Origin of the sequence: Chromohalobacter sarecensis (genome assembly GCF_023061135.1) — a bacterium.
Lineage (GTDB): Bacteria > Pseudomonadota > Gammaproteobacteria > Pseudomonadales > Halomonadaceae > Chromohalobacter > Chromohalobacter sarecensis.
On record NZ_JAKGAN010000009.1, the window covers coordinates 42,142 to 67,841 of the forward strand.

24 protein-coding genes are annotated in these 25,700 nt (G+C 62.9%); 3 read left to right on the forward strand and 21 right to left on the reverse strand.

What is annotated here, in order from left to right; translation table 11 throughout:
- Positions 1-20 precede the first annotated feature (20 nt).
- On the reverse strand, positions 21-836 hold the full coding sequence (locus L1071_RS13545; RefSeq protein ID WP_246975756.1) for a M48 family metallopeptidase: 816 nt from the start codon (positions 834-836) through the stop codon (positions 21-23).
- Positions 837-959: 123 nt separating this feature from the next.
- Between L1071_RS13545 and L1071_RS13550 the strand changes: the two genes are divergently transcribed.
- Together L1071_RS13550 and L1071_RS13555 are read left to right on the forward strand one after the other, a co-directional pair.
- Positions 960-1,829: an ATP-binding protein gene (locus tag L1071_RS13550; RefSeq protein WP_246975758.1), complete on the forward strand. Its 870-nt coding sequence runs from the start codon at positions 960-962 to the stop codon at positions 1,827-1,829.
- A 44-nt stretch (positions 1,830-1,873) separates the two neighbouring features.
- The gene (locus L1071_RS13555) at positions 1,874-3,493 is read left to right on the forward strand and encodes a diguanylate cyclase (RefSeq protein WP_246975760.1); all 1,620 of its coding nucleotides are present in this window, start codon (positions 1,874-1,876) and stop codon (positions 3,491-3,493) included.
- A 6-nt stretch (positions 3,494-3,499) separates the two neighbouring features.
- Here L1071_RS13555 and der read toward each other — a convergent pair whose 3' ends face one another.
- From der to L1071_RS13620, 13 genes are all read right to left on the reverse strand, one after another.
- Positions 3,500-4,903, reverse strand: coding sequence for a ribosome biogenesis GTPase Der (gene der / locus L1071_RS13560; protein WP_246975762.1), 1,404 nt, complete (start codon positions 4,901-4,903; stop codon positions 3,500-3,502).
- A gap of 191 nt (positions 4,904-5,094) precedes the next feature.
- Complete coding sequence (bamB, locus tag L1071_RS13565) at positions 5,095-6,258, reverse strand: outer membrane protein assembly factor BamB (protein ID WP_246975764.1); 1,164 nt, start codon at positions 6,256-6,258, stop codon at positions 5,095-5,097.
- The gene (locus L1071_RS13570) at positions 6,258-6,917 is read right to left on the reverse strand and encodes a YfgM family protein (RefSeq protein ID WP_246975766.1); all 660 of its coding nucleotides are present in this window, start codon (positions 6,915-6,917) and stop codon (positions 6,258-6,260) included. The genes bamB and L1071_RS13570 overlap by 1 nt, the downstream gene beginning before the upstream one ends.
- 61 nt (positions 6,918-6,978) lie before the next feature.
- Positions 6,979-8,265 (reverse strand): histidine--tRNA ligase, encoded by a 1,287-nt coding sequence (gene hisS / locus L1071_RS13575; protein ID WP_246975768.1) that lies wholly within the window; start codon positions 8,263-8,265, stop codon positions 6,979-6,981.
- Between the two features lie 40 nt (positions 8,266-8,305).
- A complete protein-coding gene (gene ispG / locus L1071_RS13580; protein ID WP_246975770.1) occupies positions 8,306-9,421 on the reverse strand; it encodes a flavodoxin-dependent (E)-4-hydroxy-3-methylbut-2-enyl-diphosphate synthase in 1,116 nt (371 codons plus the stop codon).
- A gap of 7 nt (positions 9,422-9,428) precedes the next feature.
- A complete protein-coding gene (locus tag L1071_RS13585) occupies positions 9,429-10,499 on the reverse strand; it encodes a RodZ domain-containing protein (protein WP_246975772.1) in 1,071 nt (356 codons plus the stop codon).
- A gap of 41 nt (positions 10,500-10,540) precedes the next feature.
- Complete coding sequence (gene pilW, locus L1071_RS13590; protein WP_246975774.1) at positions 10,541-11,281, reverse strand: type IV pilus biogenesis/stability protein PilW; 741 nt, start codon at positions 11,279-11,281, stop codon at positions 10,541-10,543.
- Positions 11,282-11,385: 104 nt separating this feature from the next.
- Positions 11,386-12,513 (reverse strand): dual-specificity RNA methyltransferase RlmN, encoded by a 1,128-nt coding sequence (gene rlmN, locus L1071_RS13595; protein WP_246975777.1) that lies wholly within the window; start codon positions 12,511-12,513, stop codon positions 11,386-11,388.
- Between the two features lie 60 nt (positions 12,514-12,573).
- On the reverse strand, positions 12,574-12,999 hold the full coding sequence (gene ndk / locus L1071_RS13600) for a nucleoside-diphosphate kinase (protein WP_246900101.1): 426 nt from the start codon (positions 12,997-12,999) through the stop codon (positions 12,574-12,576).
- A 154-nt stretch (positions 13,000-13,153) separates the two neighbouring features.
- Positions 13,154-13,480, reverse strand: a complete 327-nt coding sequence (locus tag L1071_RS13605; RefSeq protein ID WP_246975779.1) for a HesB/IscA family protein — start codon at positions 13,478-13,480, stop codon at positions 13,154-13,156.
- Between the two features lie 47 nt (positions 13,481-13,527).
- A complete protein-coding gene (locus L1071_RS13610; RefSeq protein WP_246975781.1) occupies positions 13,528-14,676 on the reverse strand; it encodes an aminotransferase class V-fold PLP-dependent enzyme in 1,149 nt (382 codons plus the stop codon).
- Between the two features lie 46 nt (positions 14,677-14,722).
- Complete coding sequence (gene iscR, locus L1071_RS13615) at positions 14,723-15,205, reverse strand: Fe-S cluster assembly transcriptional regulator IscR (RefSeq protein ID WP_246975783.1); 483 nt, start codon at positions 15,203-15,205, stop codon at positions 14,723-14,725.
- Between the two features lie 113 nt (positions 15,206-15,318).
- Positions 15,319-16,095: an RNA methyltransferase gene (locus L1071_RS13620; protein WP_246975785.1), complete on the reverse strand. Its 777-nt coding sequence runs from the start codon at positions 16,093-16,095 to the stop codon at positions 15,319-15,321.
- 133 nt (positions 16,096-16,228) lie between these two features.
- On the opposite strand from L1071_RS13620, the gene L1071_RS13625 reads away from it, so the two are divergent.
- Positions 16,229-17,023 carry an inositol monophosphatase family protein gene (locus L1071_RS13625; RefSeq protein ID WP_246975787.1) on the forward strand — a complete coding sequence of 265 codons (795 nt, stop codon included), beginning with the start codon at positions 16,229-16,231 and terminating at the stop codon, positions 17,021-17,023.
- 80 nt (positions 17,024-17,103) lie between these two features.
- Here the strand turns inward: L1071_RS13625 and L1071_RS13630 are convergent, their stop codons facing one another.
- The 7 genes from L1071_RS13630 to speB all read right to left on the reverse strand — a co-directional run bounded on the left by L1071_RS13630 (position 17,104) and on the right by speB (position 25,541).
- On the reverse strand, positions 17,104-18,552 hold the full coding sequence (locus L1071_RS13630; RefSeq protein WP_246975789.1) for an aldehyde dehydrogenase family protein: 1,449 nt from the start codon (positions 18,550-18,552) through the stop codon (positions 17,104-17,106).
- A gap of 10 nt (positions 18,553-18,562) precedes the next feature.
- A complete protein-coding gene (locus L1071_RS13635; protein ID WP_246975792.1) occupies positions 18,563-19,306 on the reverse strand; it encodes an MBL fold metallo-hydrolase in 744 nt (247 codons plus the stop codon).
- Positions 19,303-20,085 (reverse strand): carbon-nitrogen hydrolase family protein, encoded by a 783-nt coding sequence (locus L1071_RS13640; protein ID WP_246975795.1) that lies wholly within the window; start codon positions 20,083-20,085, stop codon positions 19,303-19,305. Before L1071_RS13640 ends, L1071_RS13635 begins: the two co-directional genes overlap by 4 nt.
- Positions 20,086-20,090: 5 nt before the next feature.
- Positions 20,091-21,425, reverse strand: coding sequence for a purine-cytosine permease family protein (locus tag L1071_RS13645; RefSeq protein ID WP_246975798.1), 1,335 nt, complete (start codon positions 21,423-21,425; stop codon positions 20,091-20,093).
- Positions 21,426-21,494: 69 nt separating this feature from the next.
- Positions 21,495-23,132: a 5-guanidino-2-oxopentanoate decarboxylase gene (locus L1071_RS13650; protein ID WP_246975801.1), complete on the reverse strand. Its 1,638-nt coding sequence runs from the start codon at positions 23,130-23,132 to the stop codon at positions 21,495-21,497.
- Positions 23,133-23,142: 10 nt separating this feature from the next.
- Positions 23,143-24,534, reverse strand: coding sequence for a YjiH family protein (locus L1071_RS13655; protein ID WP_246975805.1), 1,392 nt, complete (start codon positions 24,532-24,534; stop codon positions 23,143-23,145).
- Between the two features lie 44 nt (positions 24,535-24,578).
- Positions 24,579-25,541 carry an agmatinase gene (gene speB / locus L1071_RS13660; protein WP_246975808.1) on the reverse strand — a complete coding sequence of 321 codons (963 nt, stop codon included), beginning with the start codon at positions 25,539-25,541 and terminating at the stop codon, positions 24,579-24,581.
- Positions 25,542-25,700 lie beyond the last annotated feature (159 nt).

The following is a 25,700-nucleotide window of genomic DNA, read 5'->3' on the forward strand; positions in this document are numbered from 1 at the left end:
CCCACTGGTTTTCAGCGCGATCAGCGTTGACAGTGGGGGCGTTTGCCGTCGGCCTGGGCCTGTTCGTAGAGCGGCGTGGCTTCGTCCAGGCGATCTTGCAAGCCTTGAATGCGTGACTGGTTGCTGGGGTGGGTAGAGAGCCACTCCGGCGGCGCGCCCTGGCTTTGCGAGGCCATGTTCTGCCACAGCTCGATGCTGGCGCTGGGATTGAAGCCGGCTTCCGCCATCAAGTCCAGACCGAGCTTGTCGGCTTCCGACTCATGCTTGCGCGAGAAAGGCAGGATGACGCCATACTGGGCGCCGGCGCCGAGGAGCCCCATGAGCTGCTCGCCGGTGGCGCCTTCGAGTCCCGCAGCCGATTGCAGGATCGAGAGCCCGGTCTGCGTGGCGGCTTGTGTCGAGACGCGCTCGTTGGCGTGATGCGCGAGGACGTGCCCCACCTCGTGACCGATGACGGCGGCCAATTGGTCCTGGTTCTCGGCGACATCCAGCAAACCGCTATTGACCCCGATGTAGCCTCCGGGCAGTGCGAAGGCGTTGGCGGAGTCGTCCTCGAAGACCTTGACCTCCCAATCATCGACCTGCGCATCGGCGGGCACCTCGGCGGTGATGGCATCTGCCACGCACTGCACGTAGTCATGCTTGGCGCCGCCGACCTCGGGTAACTCCTTCTGGTACTCGGTGAAGCTTTGCTGCCCCATCTGCTCGAGTTCATCGTTGGAAAAAAACGCCAACTGGTTGCGCCCCAAGGGTGAAGTGCTGCAGGCGGCGAGTGTGAGGCCGACCATAGCGATGGCGAGCGGCGTGCGAAAATGATACGGCAATGTCCTTTGCATGAGGATCTCCTGATGGGTTCTGGACCCGGCAACCAAACCGCTCCAAGATACCCTGATGCCCCGTTGGGTCAACCAGCGATATACATGCGGGATTCTAAAATGGACAGTGACAGGAGGGTAAGGATGGACGCCGAGCTAGCGCAACGTCTGCACAAGGTGCTGGACCGGGTCGAGGCATGGTTACCGCCGGAGCCTGCGGCTGTCGATTGGTCGCGTGATGTGGCGGCAATCTGGCAGCGTAACGCGCTGGGCGGCCAATTGATCCCGGTGGCCGCGCGCGATGACGTCGGCATGGACGATCTGGTCGGCGTCGAGCGCCAGAAGACGGCGCTGTTGAACAATACGCGTGCCTTCCTGCACGGGCGCCCGGCGAATCATGCGTTACTCTGGGGCGCGCGCGGCAGCGGTAAGTCGTCGATGGTCAGGGCCTTGCTCAACACGCTGGCACCGGAAGGGCTGCGCTTGATTCAGGTCGACCGCCACGACCTGGTCGGCCTGCCAGGATTGGTGCAGCGGCTGCGCGGCTCGACGCATCGCTTCATCGTGTACTGCGACGATCTCTCCTTCGAAGGCCACGACGACGCGTATAAAGCCCTTAAGAGCGTGCTCGACGGCACCTTGACCGGCCCGCCCGAGAACGTATTGCTGTATGCGACGTCCAACCGTCGCCACTTGTTGCCCGAGTCACTCGCCGACAATCAGGACACGCGGCTGGTCGACGGCGAGCTCCATCATGGCGACGCCGTGGAGGAGCGCATCTCGCTTTCCGACCGTTTCGGGCTGTGGCTGGCCTTTCATCCTTTCAATCAGGATGCGTATCTAACGGCATGCCGGCATTGGGTACACTATCTGGGTGGGGATGCCGCCTGGAGCGATGCGGCTCGCGAGGACGCGGTGCGCTTTGCCACCTTGCGCGGGGTGAGAAGCGGGCGCGCCGCCTGGCAATTTGCCTGCCAGTGGGTGGGCGCGACGCATGAGACGCAAGAGTCGTAATATTCAGTGCTGCGAGGCGTACATACGGTCAGGGAGAGGGCGATATGCAAGACAGCGAACGCAGTCGGCGCCTCGAGGCATTACGCGCGCAATACGTCGAGAAATTGCATGACGACGTGCAGGCGGTGATGACGCAAGTCGAGGAGATGAGTACCCGCGAAAATGCGGCGGCGGCGGTGGAACTGGAGACGGTCTGCGAGGCTCTGCAACGTATCGCGGATTCCGCCGACAGCTTCGGCTATGACGTCTTGAGCGAGACATGTGCGGAGGTGGCGTGCCAAGTCCGTCAGTGGCTCGATGGAGAAGTGCTGCCCGCCCCGTATACGCTGGCGGCGCTGCAATCGCGCCTGCAACACGGGGCACAGCAACTGCCCACTCTTGAGGAACTGCTCCCCGCACATGCCACGCCGGGCCAGCGAGGTGCCGCGTCGGTGCGTGTTGCCCTACTCGGCGATGAGCCGCAATGGCGAAGCGCGCTGGGCGAGGCCTTGAGTGCGTTGGGATATGAATGCCATGAGTACGCCATGCGTGACGTCGATGCCCTCATGGCATGGCGTCCCGAGGCTGTGTTGATCGACGAGCGTAGCGTGTCGCGTTCTCGTTGGAGCGCCTGGTGGAGCGGATGGTCATCTCCGCCGCACCTTTTGGTGTGCGGCGATGAGGATGATTTTGCGGCGCGACTCTCGGCGGTTCGTCATGGTGTGGCGGGTTATTTCGTGCCACCTGTGGATGCCGCGTTGATCGACAGGTGCCTGGAGCGCCTGGTACCGGGCCCCACGCTGGAACCGCTGCGCGTGCTGATCGTCGATGCCGACGTTGAATTGGCTGAACATTACCACTTAGTGCTGGACGGCGCGGGGATCGATTCACGGGTGGTCAACGTGCCGGCCGATACCCTGGTCGCACTGCGCGATTATCGTCCCGATTTGGCCTTGGTGGACACGCGCTTGCCCGCCTGCACGGGACGCGAGATGGCCCACGTGATGCGCCTCGATGACGCCTGGCGAGACTTGCCGGTGGTGTATCTGGCAGCCGCCGGCGATGACGTGCGCGAGCAGGCCCTGACGCGTAGCGGCGATGCTTTTCTCGGCAAGCCGGTGGATGACGATGCGCTGGTGGCCACGGTCTTGTCACATGCCCATCGAGCGCGTGATTCACGGCGTTGGGTAGCGCGCGATGGCTTGACCGGCTTGCTTACCCTCGCCGCCTTGCAGGAACTGTTGGAAGTCGAATTCGCCCGCGCGCAGCGTAGCGGTACACCGACGAGCCTGGCGCTTATTGATATCGATCATGTGGGGGCGTTGAATGCCCATCATGGGTATTCAAGGGGTGACCACGTGATCCGCCTCCTGGCGGATCACCTGACGCAGCAACTGCGCTTTATCGACCATGTGGGACGTTACGCCGATGGGGCGTTTTGTGTCGTGTTGCCGCACTGCAGTCCCGAGGATGCACAGCGCGCGATAGAACGCATACGCCTGCAGTTCCAATCGCAGATGCAGACGCTCAACGACTGCAGCAGCGTCGACGTGACGTTCTCCGCCGGGGTGGTGGGCTTGCACGATGCACCCAGCGTCGAGGCAGGGCTCGACGCCGTCGATCAAAGGCTCTATCGCGCCAAACTGGCGGGGCGCAATCGCGTGCTTGGGAATGGCGACGCGTGATGCGCCTCAACGGCGATTCTTGCGCGCCTCGCGTGTGCGGTTCAGTTCGCGTTTCTTGGCCTTCTCGCGGTCGCTGGCGCCGGCATTGTCGTCGTAGGGGTTGTCGCCCGAGCGGAACTCGAAGCGCATCGGCGTGCCGCGTACCTTGAGCACCTTGCGGAAGGTGTTGATCAGATAGCGCTTGTACGCCTCGGGCAGTGAGCCGGTCTGATTGCCGTGGACCACGATGATGGGCGGGTTACTGCCGCCCTGGTGGGCCATGCGCAACTTGATGCGGCGGCCGTGAACCAGCGGCGGCTGATGCTCGCTCACCGCATCCTGCAAGAGAGTGGTCAGGCGATTGGTCGACCAGTGACTGTTGGCCGAGTCGAAGGCTCGCGTGATGGAAGGGTAGAGATCGCCCACCGCTGTGCCGTGCAGCGCGGAGATGAAGTGCATCTCGGCGTAATCGGCGAAGCCCAGACGGCGCTTGACCTCCGTGCGCATCTTGTCCTTCGCCTCTTGCTCGAGGCCATCCCATTTGTTGACCGCGAGTACCAGCGCGCGCCCGCTGCTCAAGACATAGTCGAGCAGGTGTAGGTCTTGTTCGACCAGGCCGCTGCGCGCGTCGAGCACCATGACCGCCACATGGCAGTCCTTGATGGCTTCGAGTGTCTTGATGATCGAAAACTTCTCGGTGACTTCCTTGACGTTCTTGCGTCGCCGCACGCCGGCGGTGTCGACCAGCACATAGGGCTTGCCACGTCGTTCGAAGGGGATCTCGATGGCATCGCGCGTGGTGCCGGCCTCGTCGAAGACGACGACGCGTTCTTCGCCCAGCAGACGGTTGACCAGCGTCGACTTGCCGACATTGGGGCGCCCGATGATCCCGATGCGAATACCGTTGCTGATATCCGGCGGTGCGGCGTTGGCCTCGCGCGGGGGAAAGGGCTCTAGCACTTCGTCAATCAAGGAGGTGACGTTGCGCCCATGCGCGGCGGCAATCGGGTGTGGGTCGCCCAGGCCGAGCTGCCAGAAGTCCGCCGAAGCCGAGTGCTCTTCGAGGCCGTCGGTCTTGTTGACGACGAGCCAGGTCTTCTTCTGATTGACGCGCAGATGATTGGCGATGGCCTCGTCAGCGGCGCTGAGGCCGCTACGTCCGTCGACCATGAACAGCACGATGTCGGCTTCGTCGATGGCCAGCAGCGACTGCTCGGCCATGGCGGCGTCGATGCCTTCTTCATTGCCGCTGATGCCGCCGGTGTCGATGACCGTGTAGGTTTTGTCGCCGAGCACGCCGTTGCCGTACTTGCGGTCACGGGTAAGGCCGGCGAAGTCGGCGACCAGCGCATCGCGCGTGCGAGTCAGGCGATTGAAGAGGGTTGATTTGCCGACATTGGGTCGGCCTACCAGGGCGATGACAGGATTCATGGTGTCTCGTAAACCGGCGCACAAAAGCGTTGAGTGAAGCTGGACATGCGACGTAGTCGCTTCAAAGGGGACGTGACGCAGGCGTCACGTTGTCGTGGCGTGATTCTAGCATTGCTGATCGGTAAGGGCCCACAAATGAAGCGGGCACCTCATCGCGAGGTGCCCGCTCCCAAGCCTCGAGGGCGATCCATTCAATCGTCGTTTGCGTCGATATCGTAGGCCGCCAGTTCGCCGTCGTTGGTGAGGGTGTAAAGGCGTTTGTCGTCGGCCAGCAACGGCAGGCTGATGCCATCGCCGCCGAGTTCCGTGCGACCTACGACTTCCCCATCGCTGGCGTTGAGCAGATGGACATAACCCTGATAGTCACCCAGCGCCAGCTTGCCGTCGACGAAGGTGGGCGCGGTCAAGTCGCGGCCTTCGAGGGCGTCGGATTCCCACAGCACGCTGCCACTATCGACATCGAGCGCCAGGACATGGCTGGCTTCGTTGACGGTGAAGAGATAATTGCCGACGCGCAGCGGGGTCAGATAGCTGGATTCATCGCGCGACCAGATGACTTCGCCGCTGGTGGCTTCAAGCGCCATGACGCGGCCGTTGTAGCTGGTCACGAACAGGCGGCCATCCTGAGAGAGCACCGGCTGACCGTCGAGATCGACGAGCTGTTCCACTTCGGTGCGCCCTTGCGGCACGGCGACGCGCATGTCCCACAGCGGTTGGCCACTACGGTTGTCGAGCGTCACCAGGCGGCCATTGGCAAAGCCAACGAACGAGACGGGCTCGATGACACGCGGCGTGCCCGTGCCGCGCAGAGTCAGAGAAGGCTGGCTGCTGCTGTAGGTCCATTCTTCCTGTCCGGAGGTGCGGTCCAGGGCGGTCACCGTGCCGTCGACACTTTGCACTACGACCAGCTTGCTGTTGACCTGAGGGGTGGCCAACACTTCGCTGGAGACCTTGGAGCGCCAGGCTTCACTGCCGTCTTCGCGGTCGATGGCGACGACGGAACCATTGCGCGTGCCAGCGTACAGACGCGCGCCATCGCGGGACATGCCGCTGGAAAGTGGGGTGTCGAAGCGTGCTTCCCATTGGGTGTCGCCGTTATCGGCGTCGAGTGCGCGCAACAGGCCGCTTTCATCGGCGGCATAGAGGGTGCCGTCTGCGAGTAGGGGCATCAGGGGATAACGTGCCCGTCCCAGACCGTCGCCGACCGAGGTGGACCAACGCTCGTCGAGGGTCGCCGAGGCTGAGAAGTCCTTGAGTTCCTTGGGCGGATACTGCGGCTCGACGTCGCCGGCACAGCCCACCAGCAAGGTGGACAAGGTAAGCGCGGCCGGTAACAGTAAGTGGTTCAATTTCATCAGCTGGCGTCCTCTACACCGAGATTGTCGAGCTTGAGCCGTACGCCGGAGAGCGGTTGATCCTGCTCTTCGGCGCGGGCGAGCGCGTCTTGATAGGCTTGACGCGCCTCGTCGGGTTGACCGAGCGCGGCATGGGCGTCGCCGATGATTTCGGCGGCCTGCGCCTCGAGCGTGGCGGGGATGTCGTCATCGAGCGTCGTCAGTGCGCCCTCGGCATCGTTCAGGGCGACCTGCACGCGGGCTAGATTAAGGCGTGCGAGACCGGTGAGGTAGCCATGCTCGCTGCCATCGATGAACGCTGACAGCGTGTCGCGCGCGCCCTCCAGATCATCGGCGTCGACCGCCAGGCGGGCACGCATCAGCTCGGCAAGCTCGGCGTATAGGGTGCCGCCATGCTCGCTTTCCAGACCATCGATCATGCTCGTGGCCTGTTCGCGTTGGGCATCACTCATCTGCGGTTGCTGCATCAGCATCGTGAGCTGCTGGTAGCGTTGCGATGCCGCTTCCGCTTGAGAGGTTTGGTAATCCTGCCAGGCATGCCAGGCGAAAACGCCAGCGCCGGCCAGCACGATGCCGGCGATAATCGCCATGCCGTACTCTTTCCACCAGCGCTTGAGCGTCTCAAGCTGTTCATCTTCGCTAGTAATAAGCTCCGCCACGGGCGGTCTCCTTCAATGGCTGTTCGTACGAAACGGCGCTTCGTTGTTCAAGCTTTGTCTTTCAAGCCTCCGCGAGAAGCGTCTGGAGACGCGCCGTGAGCGCATCGAGGGCCACGCTTTCTTGATCGCGATCTTCACGTAGGAATTTGATCCCCACCTGACCGCTGGCCAGCTCATTCTCGCCGAGTAACAGTGCCATGCGGGCCCCGCTCTTGTCGGCTTTCTTGATCTGGCTCTTGAAGCTGCCGCCGCCGCAATGGAGCTGCAGGTGCATGCCGGGCAGCGCGTTACGCAGGCGCTCGCCGAGCAGCATCGCTTCGCGGCTGGCGGCATCGCCCATGGCCGTCAGGTAGACATCGGTGCGCGGCCGCGCGGCTTCGGGGATCAGATCGAGCGTTTCGAGCAGCAGGATCAGGCGCTCGACGCCCATGGCAAACCCTACGCCGGGCGTGGGCTTGCCGCCGAGCTGTTCGACGAGACCGTCGTAGCGACCGCCGGCACAGACCGTGCCCTGGCTGCCCAGCGCTTGGGTGGTCCACTCGAACACGGTTCGACTGTAATAGTCCAGCCCCCGCACCAGCCGCGGGTTAATGACGTAATCGATGCCGGCCGCTTCGAGCATGGCGGTGAGCTCGGCGAAGTGAGCACGCGATTCTTCGTCGAGGTGATCCATCAAGCGCGGCGCGTCGGCGAGCATCGCCGCCATGTCGGGATTCTTGGAGTCCAGGATGCGCAGCGGGTTGGTGCTCAGGCGACGCCGAGAGTCCTCGTCGAGCACATCGGCATGCGCCTCGAAGTGGGCGACCAGCGCATCGCGGTAGGCGGCACGGGCCTCGTTGGAGCCCAGCGAGTTAAGCTCCAACTGGACGTGGGGCATCAGGCCGAGCGCTTCCCAAAGCCGCGCACTGAGCAGGATCATCTCGACGTCGATGTCTGGCCCGTACATGCCGTAGGCTTCCACACCAACCTGGTGAAATTGGCGATAGCGTCCCTTTTGCGGACGCTCGTGGCGGAACATCGGGCCTTGATACCACAGGCGCTGGGTCTGGTTGTAAAGCAGACCGTTCTCCAGCGCCGCGCGTACGCAGCTGGCGGTGCCTTCGGGACGCAGCGTGAGACTATCGCCGTTACGATCCTCGAAGGTGTACATCTCCTTCTCGACGATATCGGTCACTTCGCCGATCGAGCGCTTGAACAGTGCTGTCTGCTCGATGATGGGGGTACGAATTTCGCTATACCCATAGCGCTGCATGAGATGCTGGATCTGACGCTCGAAGTATTGCCAAACAGGCGACTGCTCCGGTAGCAGATCGTTCATGCCACGGATGGCCTGGATCTTGTTGCTCAATGCTGACTCCTGAACCGGTACGGGGCGCGCGAGCGGCGCATTATGCCTCGCGGGCGATGGTATCGCGTTCGCGGGCCTCTTTTTCGCGGACCTTATCGCGGATCAGCGCTTCCAGGTCGTCGACCAAGTGGTCGTTGCGAAGCTTGCTGGCCGGCTTGCCGTCGATGTAGACAAGATTGGCCGGGTCGCCGCCGGTGAGGCCGATATCGCTTTCCTTGGCCTCGCCGGGGCCATTGACCACGCAGCCGATGACCGAAACATCGAGCGGCGTCATGATGTCGTCGAGGCGTTCCTCGAGGGCGTTCATGGTGCCGATGACGTCGAAATTCTGGCGCGAGCAACTCGGGCAGGCGACGAAATTGATGCCCTTGGAGCGCAGGCGCAAGCTCTTGAGCATGTCATAGCCGACCTTGATCTCCTCAACGGGGTCGGCGGCCAGCGAGACGCGAATGGTGTCACCGATGCCTTCCATCAGCAGCATGCCCAGTCCGATCGAGGACTTCACTGTGCCCGAGCGCAAGCCACCGGCCTCGGTGATGCCCAGATGCAGGGGCTGGTCGATGCGCTGCGCGAGTTGGCGATAGGCTGCCACCGCCATGAATACGTCGGAAGCCTTGACGCTGACCTTGAAATCCTGGAAATCGAGGCGGTCGAGGTGCTCGATATGCCGCATGGCGGATTCGACCAGCGCTTCTGGCGTCGGTTCGCCGTATTTCTTCTGCAGATCCTTTTCCAGCGAGCCGGCGTTGACGCCGATGCGAATCGGAATGCCGTGTTCGCGGGCGGCATCGACCACTGCGCGCACGCGGTCTTCACGGCCGATATTGCCGGGGTTGATGCGCAGGCAGTCGACACCCAGTTCCGCCACGCGCAGGGCGATCTTGTAGTCGAAGTGAATATCGGCAACCAAGGGGACCGCGACCTCGCGCTTGATCTGGCCGAAGGTCTCGGCGGCCTCCATGGTGGGCACCGAGACGCGCACGATGTCCGCGCCTGCGGCCTCGAGCTGGCGGATCTGCGCGACGGTGGCAGCGACGTCCAGGGTGTCGGTGTTGGTCATGCTTTGAACGGCGATGGGCGCGCCACCACCGACGGGGACATTCCCGACATGAATCTGGCGTGACTTGCGTCGTTGAATCGGAGATTGCATATGCATGGGCGTATCACTCTCCCAAGGTGAAGCGGGCGACATTGTTGCCGCCGGTATGCTGGCTCAGGTCGATATCCTCGTCCTGATAGCGGAGCTCGACGCCGGTGGCGTTGCCAATGGTCAGGCGAAACGGCGGCGTACCTTCTAGCTGGATATCGGTTCCGGGATCTTGCAGCCCTGCCAACAGGCGTTGATCGTCGGCATCATAGATCTCGGTCCATGACTGCTCGTCGAAAGTCAGTGTCAGGCTATTGGCGCTGTCCGCGCTTGCATCGTTGCTGGCGCCTTCGCGGTCGTCGTCCTGCGTGGCGGATTCGGCATCCGCCGAGGTGTCGTTGGCGGCGACGCTCATGCCCTGCGCGTCGACATCGTTCGAAGTATCGTCAGTGCGCGCGTCATCGCTATCGACCAGTCCCAAGCTGTCATTCTCGTTGGGTAACGGCGGCAGGTTGTCCTGTTCGCTCGCGTTGCCTTGTTCGTCCGTAGCGGCCTGCGATGCGACACCATCGCGTTGTGCCTCGTCGTTCGGGGACACGTCATCGTTGGGGGTCGCGTCGTTTGCCACGGCCTCGTTTCCTGCACTGCCCTCGGTAGCGCTACCGGCATCTGCACTTTCCATGGCGGCGGGTTCATCGCCGAGGCCGAAGAACTCGTTGCCCTGACGGCTTTGCCACCAGAGCAACGTCAAGCCGATCAGGCCGACGATGATGAGTAGCGTGACCAATCTGAAGACCCAGGTGCCGATCCGTGAGGATGGTTGCGAGCGATACGCCGGTGCGGCGACCTTGCGGTCGAGATCGTCGCGACCATGCAAGGCGTCGTATTCCTGGGCCACACGCTTGTCGTCGAGTCCCAGCAACTTGGCGTAGGCGCGCAGATAACCCCGTCGATAGGTGGCGATAGGAACTTGGTCGTATTGGTCTTCTTCCAGACCGGTGACCACGGCGGGCCGGAGGTTGAGCTGCTCGGCGACTTCTTCTAGCGACAGTCCCTGTCGCTCACGCTCGCGCTTCAGCCGAGTGCCCGGAGGTTCTTGACCCTCGGTGGGAGCGGGGGAGATGTGTTGTTCGTGAGTGTCGCTCATACCAGAGCATCCTTCTCGAATTCGTGTGGTCGGATCATGCCTCAGGAATCGTCATGCTGCCGATGATAAAAGGCCGCGGCTTCCTCGTCGCCCCGTGCGCGAGCGATTTCGCTCGCCAATTCGAGACTTTCCGGAGTCGCCTCGGTCAAGGTGAAAAAACGCTGCAAGCGTTCCCAGGCACGTTCATCATGACCCTGCGTATGGTCGAGTCTCGCCAGCATGAACAGGCTTTGTGCATCGCGTGAGTCGGACGCGATGGCCTGTTCCAGCGGGCGTCGAGCGGCATCGAGATCGCCTTGCTCGAACCGGCATCGGCCCAGATTGGCAAGCAATTGGGCGCGATTATTATAGGTGGTGTCTTGTGCTGCTCGCTGCAGTTGCGTACAGGCGGCGTCGAGCTTGCCTTCATCGTACAGAAATGCAGCGTAGTTGTTGCGCGCGCGAGTATAATCGCCGTCGGCATCCAGCGCACGTTCGAAATATTCCTCGGCGAGTGCTGGCTCGTCCTGACGTTGATAGAGAAGTGCCATGCTTTCCAGCGCCTGTGGGTCGTCGGGCCCCAGTTCCAAGGCGTGTTCCAGCGCATCGCGGGCGCGGGTCAAGTTATCGCGTTTGAGATAAGCAAGCCCCAGCTCGGTATACGCCGACACCGCTTGACCGTTATCCGGCGATGCGTAGGGGGAGTTGTTTTCGACCTGGACGGCGCAACCACTCAACAGCCAGACGAGCGACATCGCGGCACTCAACGAGCGGATCGAAGGTGGGCGATGGCGGCGCGTCATGGATCCCTCTCGAAACAATGGCGTCAATCGGTGCGATGAGACGGTATTCGTCATCTGAAAGTGTCCCATCAAAGCGCCGCACCTTGGTGAAGTCAAGGCGAGGCTCAATCGGCGTCGATCTGAATGGACTGAATGTAACGCTCGTGGCGCTTGGTACGGTCCTTGACGCGTCCCACTAACTGGCCGCAGGCGGCATCGATATCATCGCCGCGCGTCATGCGCACGGGGGCGGTATGGCCGAGTTCTTCTAGCCATTGCTGAAAGCGCATGACCTGATTGCGTGAAGGCTTCTCGTAACCTGAGTGCGGGAACGGATTGAAAGGAATCAAGTTGATCTTGCACGGCAGCCCCTCAAGCAGCGTCGATAGCTCCTCGGCGTGGCGCTGCTGATCGTTGACGTCCTTGATCAGCGTGTACTCGATGGTCAGCATGCGCGTGTCATCGCACTTGGCAAGATAACGACGGCAGGCATCGAGCAGCGTGGCGATGTCGTACTTACGGTTGAGCGGCACCAGCTCGTTGCGCAACTCGTCATTGGCGGCATGCAGCGAGACCGCCAGGCTCACGTCGAGCTCATCGCCGAGCTTGTCGATCATCGGCACCACACCAGAGGTGGAGAGCGTGACGCGGCGCTTGGAAAGGCCGTAACCGTTGTCGTCGAGCATGAGCTTCATGGCCGGCACGACGGCATTGTAGTTCATCAACGGTTCGCCCATGCCCATCATTACCACGTTGGTGACCGGGCGATTGGTGCTGTCTCGACGCGCACCGAAGCTATTGCTGGCCACCCACACCTGGCCGATGACCTCGGCGCTGGTGAGGTTGCGCTGAAAGCCTTGCTTGCCGGTAGAGCAGAAGCTGCAATCCAACGAGCAGCCTACCTGGGACGATACGCAGAGCGTGCGACGTTTGCCGCCCTCGGCAGGGATCAGCACGGTTTCCACGTAACTGCCGTCCTCGACCTCGAGAACCCACTTGCGCGTGCCATCCTCCGAGGCGCCTTCGTAGACCACGCGTGGACCACGCACCTCGGCGAGCTCCTCGAGGCGCGTGCGTAGCGCCTTCGAGAGATTGGTCATCGACTCGAAGTCGTCGCAGCCTTCGTGGTGAATCCACTTCATCACTTGGGCGGCGCGAAATTTCTTCTCGCCCAATGAGACGAAGAAGGCTTCCATCTCCTCGCGCGTTAGGCCGAGAAGGTTGGTACGGGGCGTGGCGGTATCGAGGGTCATGGTGGGTCGTACGCTCGGTGGATGGCGGTGCGAGGGCCTTGTGGCCCCCGCGGGAAGCGATCAGCGTGCGCAGATCTCTTCGCTGCCGAAGAAGTAAGCGATCTCGCGCTCGGCGGATTCCGGTGAATCGGAGCCGTGCACGGCGTTGGCGTCGATGGACTGCGCGAAGTCGGCGCGGATGGTGCCGGCCTCGGCTTCCTTGGGATTGGTCGCGCCCATCAGGTCACGGTTGGCGGCGATGGCGTTGTCGCCTTCCAGTACCTGCACGATCACCGGGCCGGAAGTCATGAAGCCGACTAGATCGCCAAAGAAGGAACGCTCCTTGTGCTCGGCGTAGAAGCCTTCGGCCTGCGCCTGGGAAAGTTGCAGCATCTTGGCGGCAACGATCTTGAGGCCGGCTTTCTCGAAGCGGCTTTCGATCTCGCCGATGACGTTCTTGGCGACGGCGTCGGGCTTGATGATGGACAGGGTGCGTTCGTTGGCCATGAGGTCAATATCTCCGTGACTGAAATCGAGGTCTTGATCAATACGCTAACGCGCCGCTCGAAGCGACGCGTTGCATGAAACTCGACGGATGTCGAAAAAGCGCGCCATTGTAGCGTGTCGCCGGACGCGGCGCACGCCCGGCGGCTGGGCGCCCTTAGACGCTGAAGCTTTCCCCGCAGCCGCATTCGTCGGTGGCATTGGGGTTATTGAAGCGAAAGTAGCGATTGAGCCCTTCGCTGACGTAGTCCACCTCGGTGCCGTCGAGCATGGTCAAGGCCTCCTTGTCGACGAGCACCTTGACGCCATGATCCTCGAAGGGCACGTCGTTGGCGCCCACCTCGTCGGCGATGTCGAGCACGTAACTGTAGCCGGAGCAGCCGCTGGGCTTGACCGCGACGCGCAGGCCGAGGCCATTGCCGCGCTCGGCGAGCACATGCTGGATCTGTTCGGCGGCAGCGGAACTGATACTGATGTTAGCCATATTGACCTCCTTGCTTGGGTCGCGACGCGCGGTACGGCGACCTCGAATCATTTGCGTAGGGCACCGAGTGCGTGGCGCAGCTCGGCGCTTGCGGTGTCGATGTCCGCCTCGGTAGTGAAGCGGCCGAAGCTGAAGCGAATGGATGCCAAGGCGCGGATGCGATCGGTGCCGATGGCCTTCAATACATAGGATGGCTCGACACTGGCCGAGTTGCACGCCGAGCCGGTCGACACCGCCAGCGCACGCAGCGCCATCAGTAGCGATTCGCCGTCGACGTCGTCGAAAGCCAGGTTGACGATCATGGGCACCGAGACGTCGAGCGCCGTGTTGCAGTGCACGCCTTCGCATGCCTCGAGGCCGTTGAGAAAGCGCTTGCGCATGGCTAGGCCATGAGCGTGATCGGCCTCCCGCGCATCGGCGGCCAGGGAGAACGCTTCCCCCATGCCCGCGATCTGATGCGTGGGCAGGGTGCCCGAGCGCATGCCGCGTTCGTGACCGCCGCCATGGATCAGCGCGTCGAGGCGAATATCGGGGCTGCGGCGCACATAGAGCGCGCCGACGCCTTTGGGGCCGTAGGTCTTGTGCGCCGACATCGACATCAGGTCGATGCCCATGGCGTTGACATCCAGCGCGATCTTGCCGGTGGCCTGAGCGGCATCGACATGGAAGACCGCGCCGGCGGCGTGGACGACCTCGGCCAGCGCCGCCAGCTCGTGGATGCTGCCCAGTTCGTTGTTGACGGCCATCAACGACACCAGAACGGTGTCCTCGCGCATGGCATCGTTGAGCTGCGTGGGCGTCACGCGGCCATCTGCGCCGGGCGTCAGCCAGGTCACGTCGAAACCTTCGGCCTCGAGCGCGAGGGCGGTATCGACGACGGCCTTGTGTTCGATACGCGAGGTAACCAAATGCCGACCGCGCGCGCGGTTGGCGCGCATGAAGCCGATCAACGCGAGGTTGTCGGCCTCGGTGGCGCCACTGGTCCAGACGATTTCTCGTGGGTCGGCGGCGATCAGATCGGCAACCTGGCGGCGTGCGCTTTCCACCGCCTGCTCGGCCAGCCATCCCGGCATGTGGCTACGCGAAGCGGGGTTGGCGTAGACGCCATCAAGTGTCAGGTGACGCGCCATTACCTCCGCGACGCGCGGGTCGACGGGGGTAGTGGCGGCATAGTCAAGATACACGGGTGAGGTCATGACGGCTCGTATCGATGATGGCGCTGGCGCCTACTGCCCTGCACGATCATTGCGGGGCAATGCTGATGGTATCGGTGCTGATCGTCTCCGACGTGACGCGCTGCTGACGGGCGGCGATATCGCGAACTTCCTGGCGTTCCACCAGCTCGGCGAGCGTGATGGCATCGAGGAAGCCATGAATCTTGTCCGAGAGATCGCACCACAAATGGTGCGTCAGGCAGGTATCGCCCTGCTGGCAATCCGAGAGCCCTTGACAGCGCGTCGCGTCCACGGACTCGTCCACCGCGCCGATGACCGAAGCTACCGAAATGGCACTAGACGCATGGGCGAGCACGTAACCGCCGCCCGGGCCACGTACGCTATTGACCAGTTCGGCACGCTTGAGCCGCGCGAACAGCTGTTCCAGGTAAGACAGCGAGATCGCCTGGCGTTTGGATATGTCGGCGAGGCTGATGGGGCCGGCATCGGCATGTAGCGCCAGGTCCAGCATCGCGGTGACGGCGTAGCGTCCCTTGGTCGTCAAGCGCATAAGTCGAGGTGATCGGGCGTCGGTGATGAAGCGATTGACCAGGCAAGACATCCAATCCGTATGGAATGTGTGCCTGAAACGTGCCTGTATTATGGGAAAACCCAGTAACGCGGTCAACCATTCCCGTCGTGGCTCTCCTGGCGGGTCAATGCCCGGCTTTGCTTGTTCACGGCCCCGAGGATGCCGCGCAGGATGTTCATCTCCATGCTGTCGATGTGACTACGCATGAAGAGGCGGCGCAGACGCGCCATCAGCTGGCGCGGGTTGTCAGGGTCGTGGAAGTCGATGTCGATCAGCGTTCGCTCGAGATGCTCGAAGAAGCGCTCCAGGTCGTCATGACTGGCCGGCGGGTTGTCCCATTCGACCCCGAACGGCGTATCCGGGGCGTCGTCCGCGCCCAGCGCCGCCAGTCGACATTCATAGGCCAGGACCTGGACCGCGGCGGCCAGGTTGAGCGAGCTGAAGTCGGGATTGGTGGGAATGTGCACATGGGCATGGCAGCGCTGCAGCTCGCCGTTGGTCATGCCGCTGTCCTCGCGCCCGAAGACCAGCGCGGCTTGGGCACCCTCGGGCGCGCACTCTCCGGGGAGACGTTCGCCCAATGCCCGCGGGGTGAGCATTGGCCAGGGCAGATGGCGTACTCGGGCGCTGGCACCGACCACGAAGGTGCAGTCGCCGACGGCCTCCTCGAGCGTGGCATACACCTTGGCATTACTTACCAAGGCATCGGCGCCGGACGCGCGGGCATGGGATTCGGCGCCGTACACCTCGCAGCGTGGCGCGACGAGAGCAAGGTCGGCGAGGCCCATGTTGTGCATGGCGCGGGCGGCGCCGCCAATGTTGCCGGGATGGCTGGTGCCGATGAGAACGATACGTAGTTTGTCGAGCATGATGATAGGGCGCGCGGCTGAGAAACGAACGGCGAGTCTAGCATGGCTTGAGGCCGCGAAACTTCCCGTCGTGGGCGCCTTCTGCTAGGATACGCGGCGTTCTTTAACAGTTTCCGAGATTCAGGCCCGTATCATGCATCCCATGGTTCAATTCGCACTGCGCGCCGCGCGTAGTGCCGCCGAGCAGTTCGTGCGTGCTCGCGACCGTATCGAAGTTGCGCGTGGCGACAAACAGCTCGATAAGCTGCTGGAAGATACTGCGCGTAACGCTGAAACCCTCATCGACGCGCAGTTTCGTCGCAGTTATCCCCAGCATGGCCTTTCCGGGCGCTATACGGCGCACCGTGACGGCGAAGGCGAGGGCGCCGATTTCCACTGGCGCATCGAGCCGTTCCATGGTTATTCCAACCTGGCCGTGGCATCACCCAACTTTGCTATCTCGATCGTCTGCCTGGTCAAGGGCAAGCCTGAGCATGCAGTGATCGTCTGCCCCTTCAACGATGATGAGTATCTCGTCAGCCGTGGGCGTGGCGCGCAGCTCAATGGACGCCGCATTCGCGTGCCCGACCATATTACGGTCGAGGACGCGCGCATCGCCGTTGGCTTGCCGGAGCCATGGCTACGTTCGCGTCATCTGCAGACGTATCTGACCCTGACCCAGGCGCTTGGGTCACAGGTCGAGAACTTCCTCAGCAGTGGTAGCGGCCTCCTGGATCTCGCGCAACTCGCCGCCGGCCGTGCCGATGCCGCCTTCGTGCTGGGCCTCGAGGAGCAGGATCAACTGGTTGGCAGCCTTCTCCTCAAAGAAGCCGGTGCACTGCTGGGCGGGCCGGATGGTAGCCCCTCGGTCAGCACCGAGCAGGATCTCATGGCCGCCACGCCGCGCCTTTACAAGACACTGGTACAGCAGCTCAAGCCACGAATGTAAGTCTTTTTGGCTCGAGCACACGAAATACCCCGCCGATATCGCGCTCGGCGGGGTATTTTTCGTTGTGCGCCCTGTGTTGGTCAGTCCGCCGGGCCGATCAGATGCTTGACCTCGAGATAGGCAGCCAGTCCCCAAGGGCCGAGCTCGCGGCCGATGCCGCTATGCCCGAAACCGCCCCAACTGGCTTCCGGCATGACGATTTGCTCGCTGTTGTACCAAATGTTGCCGGCACGCAGGGCTCTGCCGACGTGCTTGGCGCGTTGAGGGTCGCCACTGATTACCGTGGCGGCCAGGCCGAAGTCGCTGGCATTGGCCAGCGCGATGGCCTCGGCGTCGGAAGCGACACTGCGTGCGCACAGCACCGGGCCGAAGATCTCCTCGCGCCACAAGCGGCTCTCGGTGGGCACATCACGATATAAAGTGGGGGCGATGAAGTAGCCCTGTTCCGGCAGCTGCCGATGGCGGGCATCGCGTACTGCCTGGAGGTCTTCGCGTTCGGCGATGGCCAGGTAATCGCGCACGCGGTCGCGCTGACGCTGGCTGGTCATCGGCCCCATGTCGGTTTCCGTGCCCAGCGGGTTGCCCAGGCGGATCGCGTCGATGCGTGTCGCCAGCGCTTCATAAAGTGCCTCGGTCAGCGATTCATGCACGATCAAGCGCGAAGTCGCCGAGCAAATCTGTCCGCTATTGAAGTAGATGCCGGCCATGACCCAGTCGGCGGCCTGATCGATCTCGGCATCGTCGAGCACCAGGATCGGCGATTTGCCGCCGAGCTCCAGTGACACCCCGCGACTGCCTTCGGCGGCGGCTTGCATCACGCGTTCGCCCACGGCGTTGCTGCCCGTGAAGGAGAGCTTGTCGATACCCGCATGGCGCGTCAGTGGCGCGCCGATGCCGTCGCCATCGCCGTGCAGCAGATTGAGAACGCCGGGCGGTAGCGCGATTTCCAGAGCGATCTCGGCGAGCGCCTGCTCCGGCAGCGGCACCACTTCCGAGGGTTTGAAAACCACTGTGCAGCCCGCGGCCAGGGCCGGGGCGATCTTCCAGGCGCTGGTTACCAGCGGGAAGTTCCACGGCGTGATCAAGCCGATCACCCCAGCAGGATCTTCGTAGCAGTAGGCATCGACGCCTTCAATATCATGCGTGATACGCCGCCCCTGTCGGGCTTCCAGCTCGCGTGCCTGGCGTGCGTAGTAACGATAGCAGGCGATGGCGTCGTCGAGGTCGATGCCGGCCTCGGCGAGCGCCTTGCCGTTGTTGGTCGCGGAAAGCTCCATCAGCGCTTCGCGGCGCGCCGTGAGGGCATCGGCCAGCGCCTCCAGATACGCCCCGCGCACTTCGCCGCCCAGCGCTTGCCAAGCGGGCAGGGCGCGACGTGCGGCGTCAACTGCCGCGTCGACGTCTGCGGTATCGCCGCCCGTGACCTCGGCGATCTGGCGCTCATGGTACGGGTCCATCACCGCCAGGCGCCGCGTGCCTTGGCTAACCACCCAGCGATTGTCGATAAACTGCTGGTCGAGCTGTTGCATGAAGACTCCTTCAAAGGGCGTGACTACGGCGCCACTCATCGATCATGGCGTGCAAGCGTGCCCCGGAAAAGCTAGGAAAATGGCCGCCATGGACGATACGCGCCGGGAGTTCGCGTAGTCGGCGCATACTGGCGGCGTAATCGTCGAGGTTGCTGTGATAGACATCCTCGATCAGCGGCCCGTCATAGATCAGATCGCCCGAGATCAAGGTACCGCTGGCGGCTTCCCATAGCGCGATACCGCCAGGGGAATGCCCCGGCGTGTGGATGACCTCGAAACGGCGGTCGCCGAGATCGATGATTTCGCCATCCTCGAGTGTGACGATGCACGCCGGTGGGGCGATACGGTAGCTATGGTATTCGAAGGGCGCCGGTGGCAGGGCATCGAACATGGCGTCATCGAGAAAGTCGGCGGCCAGGGTGCGCGCGTTGTCCGGGCTGGCCAGGATGTCGGCCTCGGCGGCATGCACATGGCAACACTCGAACTCATGCGCGGCACCAATATGATCGAAGTGCGTGTGGCTCGCCACTGCGATCAGGTCGCGTTCGCTGAGTAGCGGTACCTGCCTGCGCAGCGGCACGGCGCCGAGCCCGAAGTCCACCAGCAAGTCTCGATCCCGACCCCGTACATGCCAGATGTTGCAGCGGTAGAACGGCTTGATGGCGGGCTCGTCGATCCGCGTGATGCCGTCAGCGAGTGCCGTGGTGCGATACCAGGTTGCGGTTTTTCCTCGAGGGAGTAAGAAGCCGCTCATAAGGTGGCCTCCGGTATGGGTCTGAGATCTTTGAGATAGTCCTGATGGGCACGACTCTCGTTGATACGTTCCAGGTCGATGTCCACCACCAGGCTTCCTGCGTCGGCACCGAGACGGCCCAGAACCTCGCCATCCGGCCCTGCTATCAAGCTGTTGCCGCAATAGTGAAGTTCGGCCTCCATCCCTGCCCGGTTGATGCAAGCGACGAAGCATTGATTGTCGAGGGCTCGGGCACGAATCTGCAGCGCTTGACGTTCGGCGTTGGGCACCATGTTGGCGGTGGGTGAAAGAATGATCTGCGCGCCGCTTGTGGCAAGTGCTCTGGCCATCTCGGGAAACTCATTGTCATAGCAGATCATCAGCCCGAGACGGCCGAGACGCGTATCCACCACGCAGCATTCCTCGCCGGCGGTGAAGAAGGCATGTTCGCGATCCCACAGCTGGCGCTTGTGATAGGTGGCGATATGCTCGCCCCGGTCGTCGATCAGCACGGCGGAATTGGTCAGGCGTCCGTCGGCTTGCCGTTCGGCAAGGCCGAAGAGCAAGAACATCTCGTGCTCGGCGGCGAGTTCGGCGGCTCGCTGGGTGATTGGGCCGCCTACCGGCTCGGCGAGTTCCTCCAGTCGCTCGAAGATGTTGTAGCCGCTCAGGGCAAGCTCGGGGAGGACCAGTAGGTCCGCACCGGCTGCTGCTGCCTGCTGGCACTGGCGCGGGAGAGACGCCAGGTTGGCGGCCACGTCGCCACATACGGGGGCGGTTTGCGCCAGCATTAGTCTCATCGGTGTCACTCTCCTGTCGTCTGTGAAGCGTTCGCACGGGACTTGGTCAACAGCATGGCGCCGAGCCAGTAGAGGCCGCCGGTGATGATGAAGACCGGCAGCGAGGCGCCGAAGGCCAGCGGGGCGACCAGCGACCAATAGGCGGCCAGCCCGGCGCCGATCACGTAGGCACCGATGGCCACCGGCGCAGTGGGACGTCCCAGCTGGTGACGCGCCTTGAGTAGCTCGGGACTGTAGCCGTCGCGACCGACCAGGTAGTAATCGACGATGATCACCGAGAAGGCCGGAATGAACAAAGCGCCTATTAATAGCAGGAAGTTTTGGAACTGATCGAGTATGCCGGGAATCAGGGCGCCGAAGACGGTCACGACCCCGATGATCAGCGCCGGTTTCCAGAAGGCCATGCCGGGCGACACGTTCATGCAGGACAGGGTGGCGCTGTAGACGGCCATGACATTGGTAGTCATCACGGAGAAGAAGATGACCAGGGCTGCGGGCAGGCCGAAGCCGAAACCGGAGAGCAGCCGGGTCGGGTCGTAGGTCTGCTCCATGCCATTCAGGACCGAGAGCCCGGAGACTGCGGCGCCCAGGCCCATGGCGATCATGGCGGCCATCACATAGCCAATGTAGGTGCCCCAGACGGCGATGGCGCCGCTCTTGCAGTTGCGGTTGTAATCCGCCGAGGACGAGATCCACGAGAAGGCGGTGGCGATGACGATGTCGAAGGCGATGCCCAGCGTGATGCCGTTACGCGCTTCGACAGGCATGTCCAAGAGCGTCGAGACATCATAGTGAAGATTCAACTGATAGAGGACTAGGGCGGCGAGGCCGACCATGGCCATTGCTGCCCAGCGCTCGACCCGTTCGATGCCCAGGTGGCCACGCAGCACGATGAGCACCACCACGCTTTCGCAGAGGATGGTCATCAAGGGTAGGTTGGAGTAACCGGTGGTGGCCTGGATAGCGTAGTTGAGGCTCATGCCGGCAAGCAGGGCCTGGATCCAGCTCCAGGCGATCAATACCCCCATGTTGACCAGTGAAATCAGCCGACTGCCAAGTGGCCCATAGGCCCTTCGGGTTAGCGCCATGGAGGGCAGACCGGTGCGCTGCCCCATCAGGCCGACTAGCAAGAGAGGAATAGCACCGATCAGCGAGCCGATCAGTACGCTGCCCATGGCGGTCGTGAAGGGCAGGTCGGGCACCAGGAGCATGCCGGTGAGGATGGTGGTGACCACGACGTTGGCGCCGAGCCATAGGGCGACAGTGCCGAATGCCCCGAGGCTCTTGTGCTGGTGGTCGTCGAGGGTGTCCTGACCGAGCAGACGGTGGAAGAAAGCCATGGTGTTGTCCTTGTAATGTTTTGGGAAGCCGTTGTTCTTGAGAAGCCTTTTCGGGACGCGAATGGCGCCTCAGCCGAGTGCCGCTTGCCAGCGTTCGGCATCGATCTCGATCAGCGTGGGTGCGTTACGCGAGACGTTGCTGAGTGCGAGATCGAGAGCGGCGGGAGATTCGATGCGCTGCGAGGTGAGGCCGAAGCCTTCGGCTAAGCGCTGGAAATCGGGTGGTGTGGGGTCGACACCGATGCGCGCGACACCATGCGCGTCCATATAACGGCGGATTTCCTCGTAACCACTGTTGTTCCAGGCCACGATGACCACTGGCAGCTCTTCGTCGACGGCGGTGGCCAGCTCGCTGAGGGTGAACATCAAGCCGCCATCGCCGACCAGGGCCACGACCGGCGTGCCGGGCTTGGCCAGTTGGGCGCCAAGCGCCGCCGGTAGGCCGTAGCCCAAGGTGCCGTAGCCGGTCGAGGCATTGAAGTAACGACGTGGCGCCGCACGTTTGACGAGATGATTGCCGGCGTAGACCGGCGCGGTGGAGTCGCCGACGATGATGGCCTCGGGCAAGGCGTGATCGAGCGCGGCATAAAGCGGCACGAACGTCGCCATGTCCGGACGCGTCGGCAGCGCCAGCGCTTCATGGATAGCGCGGGTGCGCTTCGCACCCTGACGCGCGAGTGGGGCGGGGAAATGCGCCAGCAGAGCCGACAGCGCGATACCGGCGTCGCTGACAAGGCCCAGCGCCGTGGCCTGATTGCGCACCAGTTGCTCCGCTTCCAGGTCGATGCGAATCAAGCGTCCGGTCAGGGTGAAGCCCTCATCGAATACCACATCGTAATCGGTTTCGCCGAGTTCGGTACCCACGGCGAGGATAACGTCGGCGTCGCGAGCCAGCGCACGGACCTCGGGCCAGGTAGCGTTGGCACCCAGGTCGAGTGGGTGCCCGCGTCCAAGTACCCCCTTGGCGTTGGTGGTGGTCACGGTCGGTGCGTCGAGATGTTCGACCAGCGCCCGAGCCGATTTTGATGCGTCCGCACAGCCGCCCCCCAATAACACCAGCGGAGCATGCGCCTCGCGCAGCCACTCGGCGGCAAGTGCTACGCCGTCGGGGTGCGGCGCGGGACGATAGAGCCTTGCCGGTGCGTACTCGGTGGGTAGGGAGATCGGCGCATCGAAAAGATCGATGGGAATTTCGATATGCACCGGCCCTGGCCGCTGGGAACGAAAGACCGCAAAAGCGCGCGCCAGGACTTCGGGCAAAGCGCTCGGGTCAAGCAGGGTATGGCTGAAACGACTCACGCCCGCCAGCACGTTCTGCTGGCTGGGCAACTCGTGGAGTTGCCCCTGGCCGCGTCCCAAGGTGTCGCGGCGGTTGACGCTGGAGATCACCAGCATGGGCACGGAATCGGCCAGTGCCTGGCCCATGGCGGTGGCGATATTGGTCATCCCCGGTCCGGTGATGATGAAGCAGACCCCGGGGTTACCGCTGGCACGGGCGTAGCCGTCCGCCATGAACCCTGCGCCCTGTTCGTGGCGCGGCGTGACATGGCGCAGGCCGCCTGATTCCAGTCCACGATACAGCGGCACGGTATGCACACCGGGAATGCCGAAGACGGTATCCACGGCGTAACTGTCACGCAGCAGGCGAACCAGCGCCTCGGCGCAGCTAATCGAGCGAAGAGAAGGCGAATTCGTTTCGTTGGTCATGGGAAGCACCTTAAGCCACCAGCCAGTGGCCCATCACGACGATGATCGGCAACGTGATGGCGGTACGCAGCAGGAAGATGATGACCAGTTCCCAGAGCTTGAGCGGAATCTTGGACTTGAGCAGCAAGGCGCCGATTTCCGACATGTAGATCAACTGCGTCAACGACAGGCAGGCGATCACGAAGCGGGTAAGTTCGCTCTCGATGTCGCTGGCCAGCACGGCGGGCAGGAACATGTCCGCGAAGCCCACCAGCGTGGCCGGCGCGGCGGCCGCCGCTTCGGGCACGCGCATCCATTCGAGGACTGGCACCATCGGGTACGAAAGCCAGGTGAATAGCGGCGTGAACTCGGCGAAGATCAATGCCACGGTGCCGATGGCGATGACCAGCGGCAGCAGCCCGAAGAAGATGTCGGCGACGTTCAACAGCGCGTGGCGTGCTAGCTGGCGTGGTCCTGGGGCCTTGTCGGCACGTGCCACGGCCATGCCGAGGCTGTAGCGGAACAGGCCTTGGGTGCCGGTGCGTTCCTCGGCGAGGCGGCAACCCACTGGTTCGTAGTAGGTATTCGGCTTGCGCGAGAGCGGCGGCAGGCGCGGCACGATTACCGCAGCCACCAATCCCGCCACAACCACGGTGAGATAGAAGGGCACGAAGAGGTGATTGATGCCGATGAAGCTTGTCACTAGCAGGGCAAAGGCGATCGAGACAATTGAAAAATTAGTGGCGATGGCCGAGGCTTCACGTCGGTTGTAATAGCCCTGCTCGTATTGCTGCGTGGTGATCAGCACGCCCACGGTACCCGAGCCCATCCACGAAGCGGTGGCGTCGATGGCGCTGCGCCCCGGCAGACCGAAAATCTTGCGAAATGGCGTACGCACCAGGCTGCCGATGAATTCCATGAAGCCGAAGTCGACCAGGAATGGCAGCAGAATGGCGGCGAAGAAGAAAAAGGTCAGCAGTACTGGTGCCAGATCGTTGAGCATCACTCCGCCGGTGAACGAAGCGGTCACGAACTCGGGGCCGATCTGGAAGTAGGTCATGAGCGCGAAGGCGGCACCCAGCAGGCGCATCGCCATCCACAGCGGCTCGACGTCGAACAGTTCACCTAAGGCATTCTCGCGGGCCCAGTGGGGTTTGGCGAACTTGACGAGCAGGGTCAGCAGTGCCGAAGCGCATAGCACGGCCATGGCGATGGCTGGCAATGCGTCGCCTAGAAGCGCCTTGAGGCCATCGGCGAGCAGTCCCATGCCGATATTGATGGTATCGCCTGTCGAGAAGGGCACCAGAAACATGCCGATACCGATCAGCGAGGGGATGAGAAACTTGAGTAGTCCGCGCGACGTCAGCCGCGCGTTATCGAGATTGCTACCGCCAGAGGCGGTGGAATCGAGGGGTGCGGACATGATGTCACCACTTGTTGTTGTAGAGCCCCAATGCCGAGGCAGACTTAACGGCGCTTGACGCCGGGTAGCACGCAGAGCATTTCATAGAGTGCCGTGGCGCCCATCAGCGCGGTGTTGCCGCTGGGGTCGTAGGGCGGCGCGACTTCGACCAGGTCGCCGCCGACGATATTCAAGCCCCAGGCGCCACGCACGATCTCGAGGCCTTGCGACATGGTCAGGCCGGCGGCTTCGACGGTGCCGGTGCCGGGCGCTACCGAGGGGTCGAGGGCATCGATGTCGAAGGTGATGTAGACGGGGCGATCGCCCATCTGCTCGCGCACTTCAGCCATCAACGGTTCCAACGACTTGTACCAGCACTGCTCGGCGGTCACGACGCGGAAACCCTGGTCGCGACACCAGTCGAAATCGTCGGCGGCATAGCCGGTACCGCGCAGACCGATCTGGATCACGCGTTGGCTATCCAGCAGGCCTTCTTCCTGAGCGCGGCGAATCGGGCAGCCGTGGGCGACCTCCTCACCGAACATGTGCGGATTGATATCGGCGTGGGCGTCGATGTGAATCAGCCCCACCGGGCCGTGCTTCTCTGCAATCGCTTGCAGTATTGGCCATGTCAGGGTGTGGTCGCCGCCGAGTGTCAGCGGTACGGCGTCGTGGCTGAGCAGCTCACGATAGTGCTGGCGAATGATCTCGACGCTTTTCTTTAGATCGAAGGTGTTGATCGCCACATCGCCGGTGTCCGCTACTTGCAGGCTGTCGAACGGCGCCGCGCGGGTGGCCATGTTGTAGGGGCGCAGCATACGCGACTCGTCGCGGATTTGGCGCGGTCCCAGGCGAGTGCCGGGGCGATTCGAGGTGCCGATGTCCATGGGAATGCCGACGAAGGCAGCGTCGAGACCCTTGGCGCTCGCCTGGGTGGGCAGGCGCATCATGCTCGCGATGCCGCCGAAGCGGGGCATTTCGTTACCGCCCAATGGTTGATTGAAATGCGGGGCGTCGTGATCGCTCATGCTTGGCTCCTGGTGGGAAGCAGTGGATTGTTGTTGGTACTGCTTTATTGCAGGCACGAACCATGCCAAGTTTAGGAATGCCTATAATCAATAACTTAGCGCCATGACTGATGCAAAGATGCATTGCTCGGCGGCGATTGGTGATCCACTATTGTATCT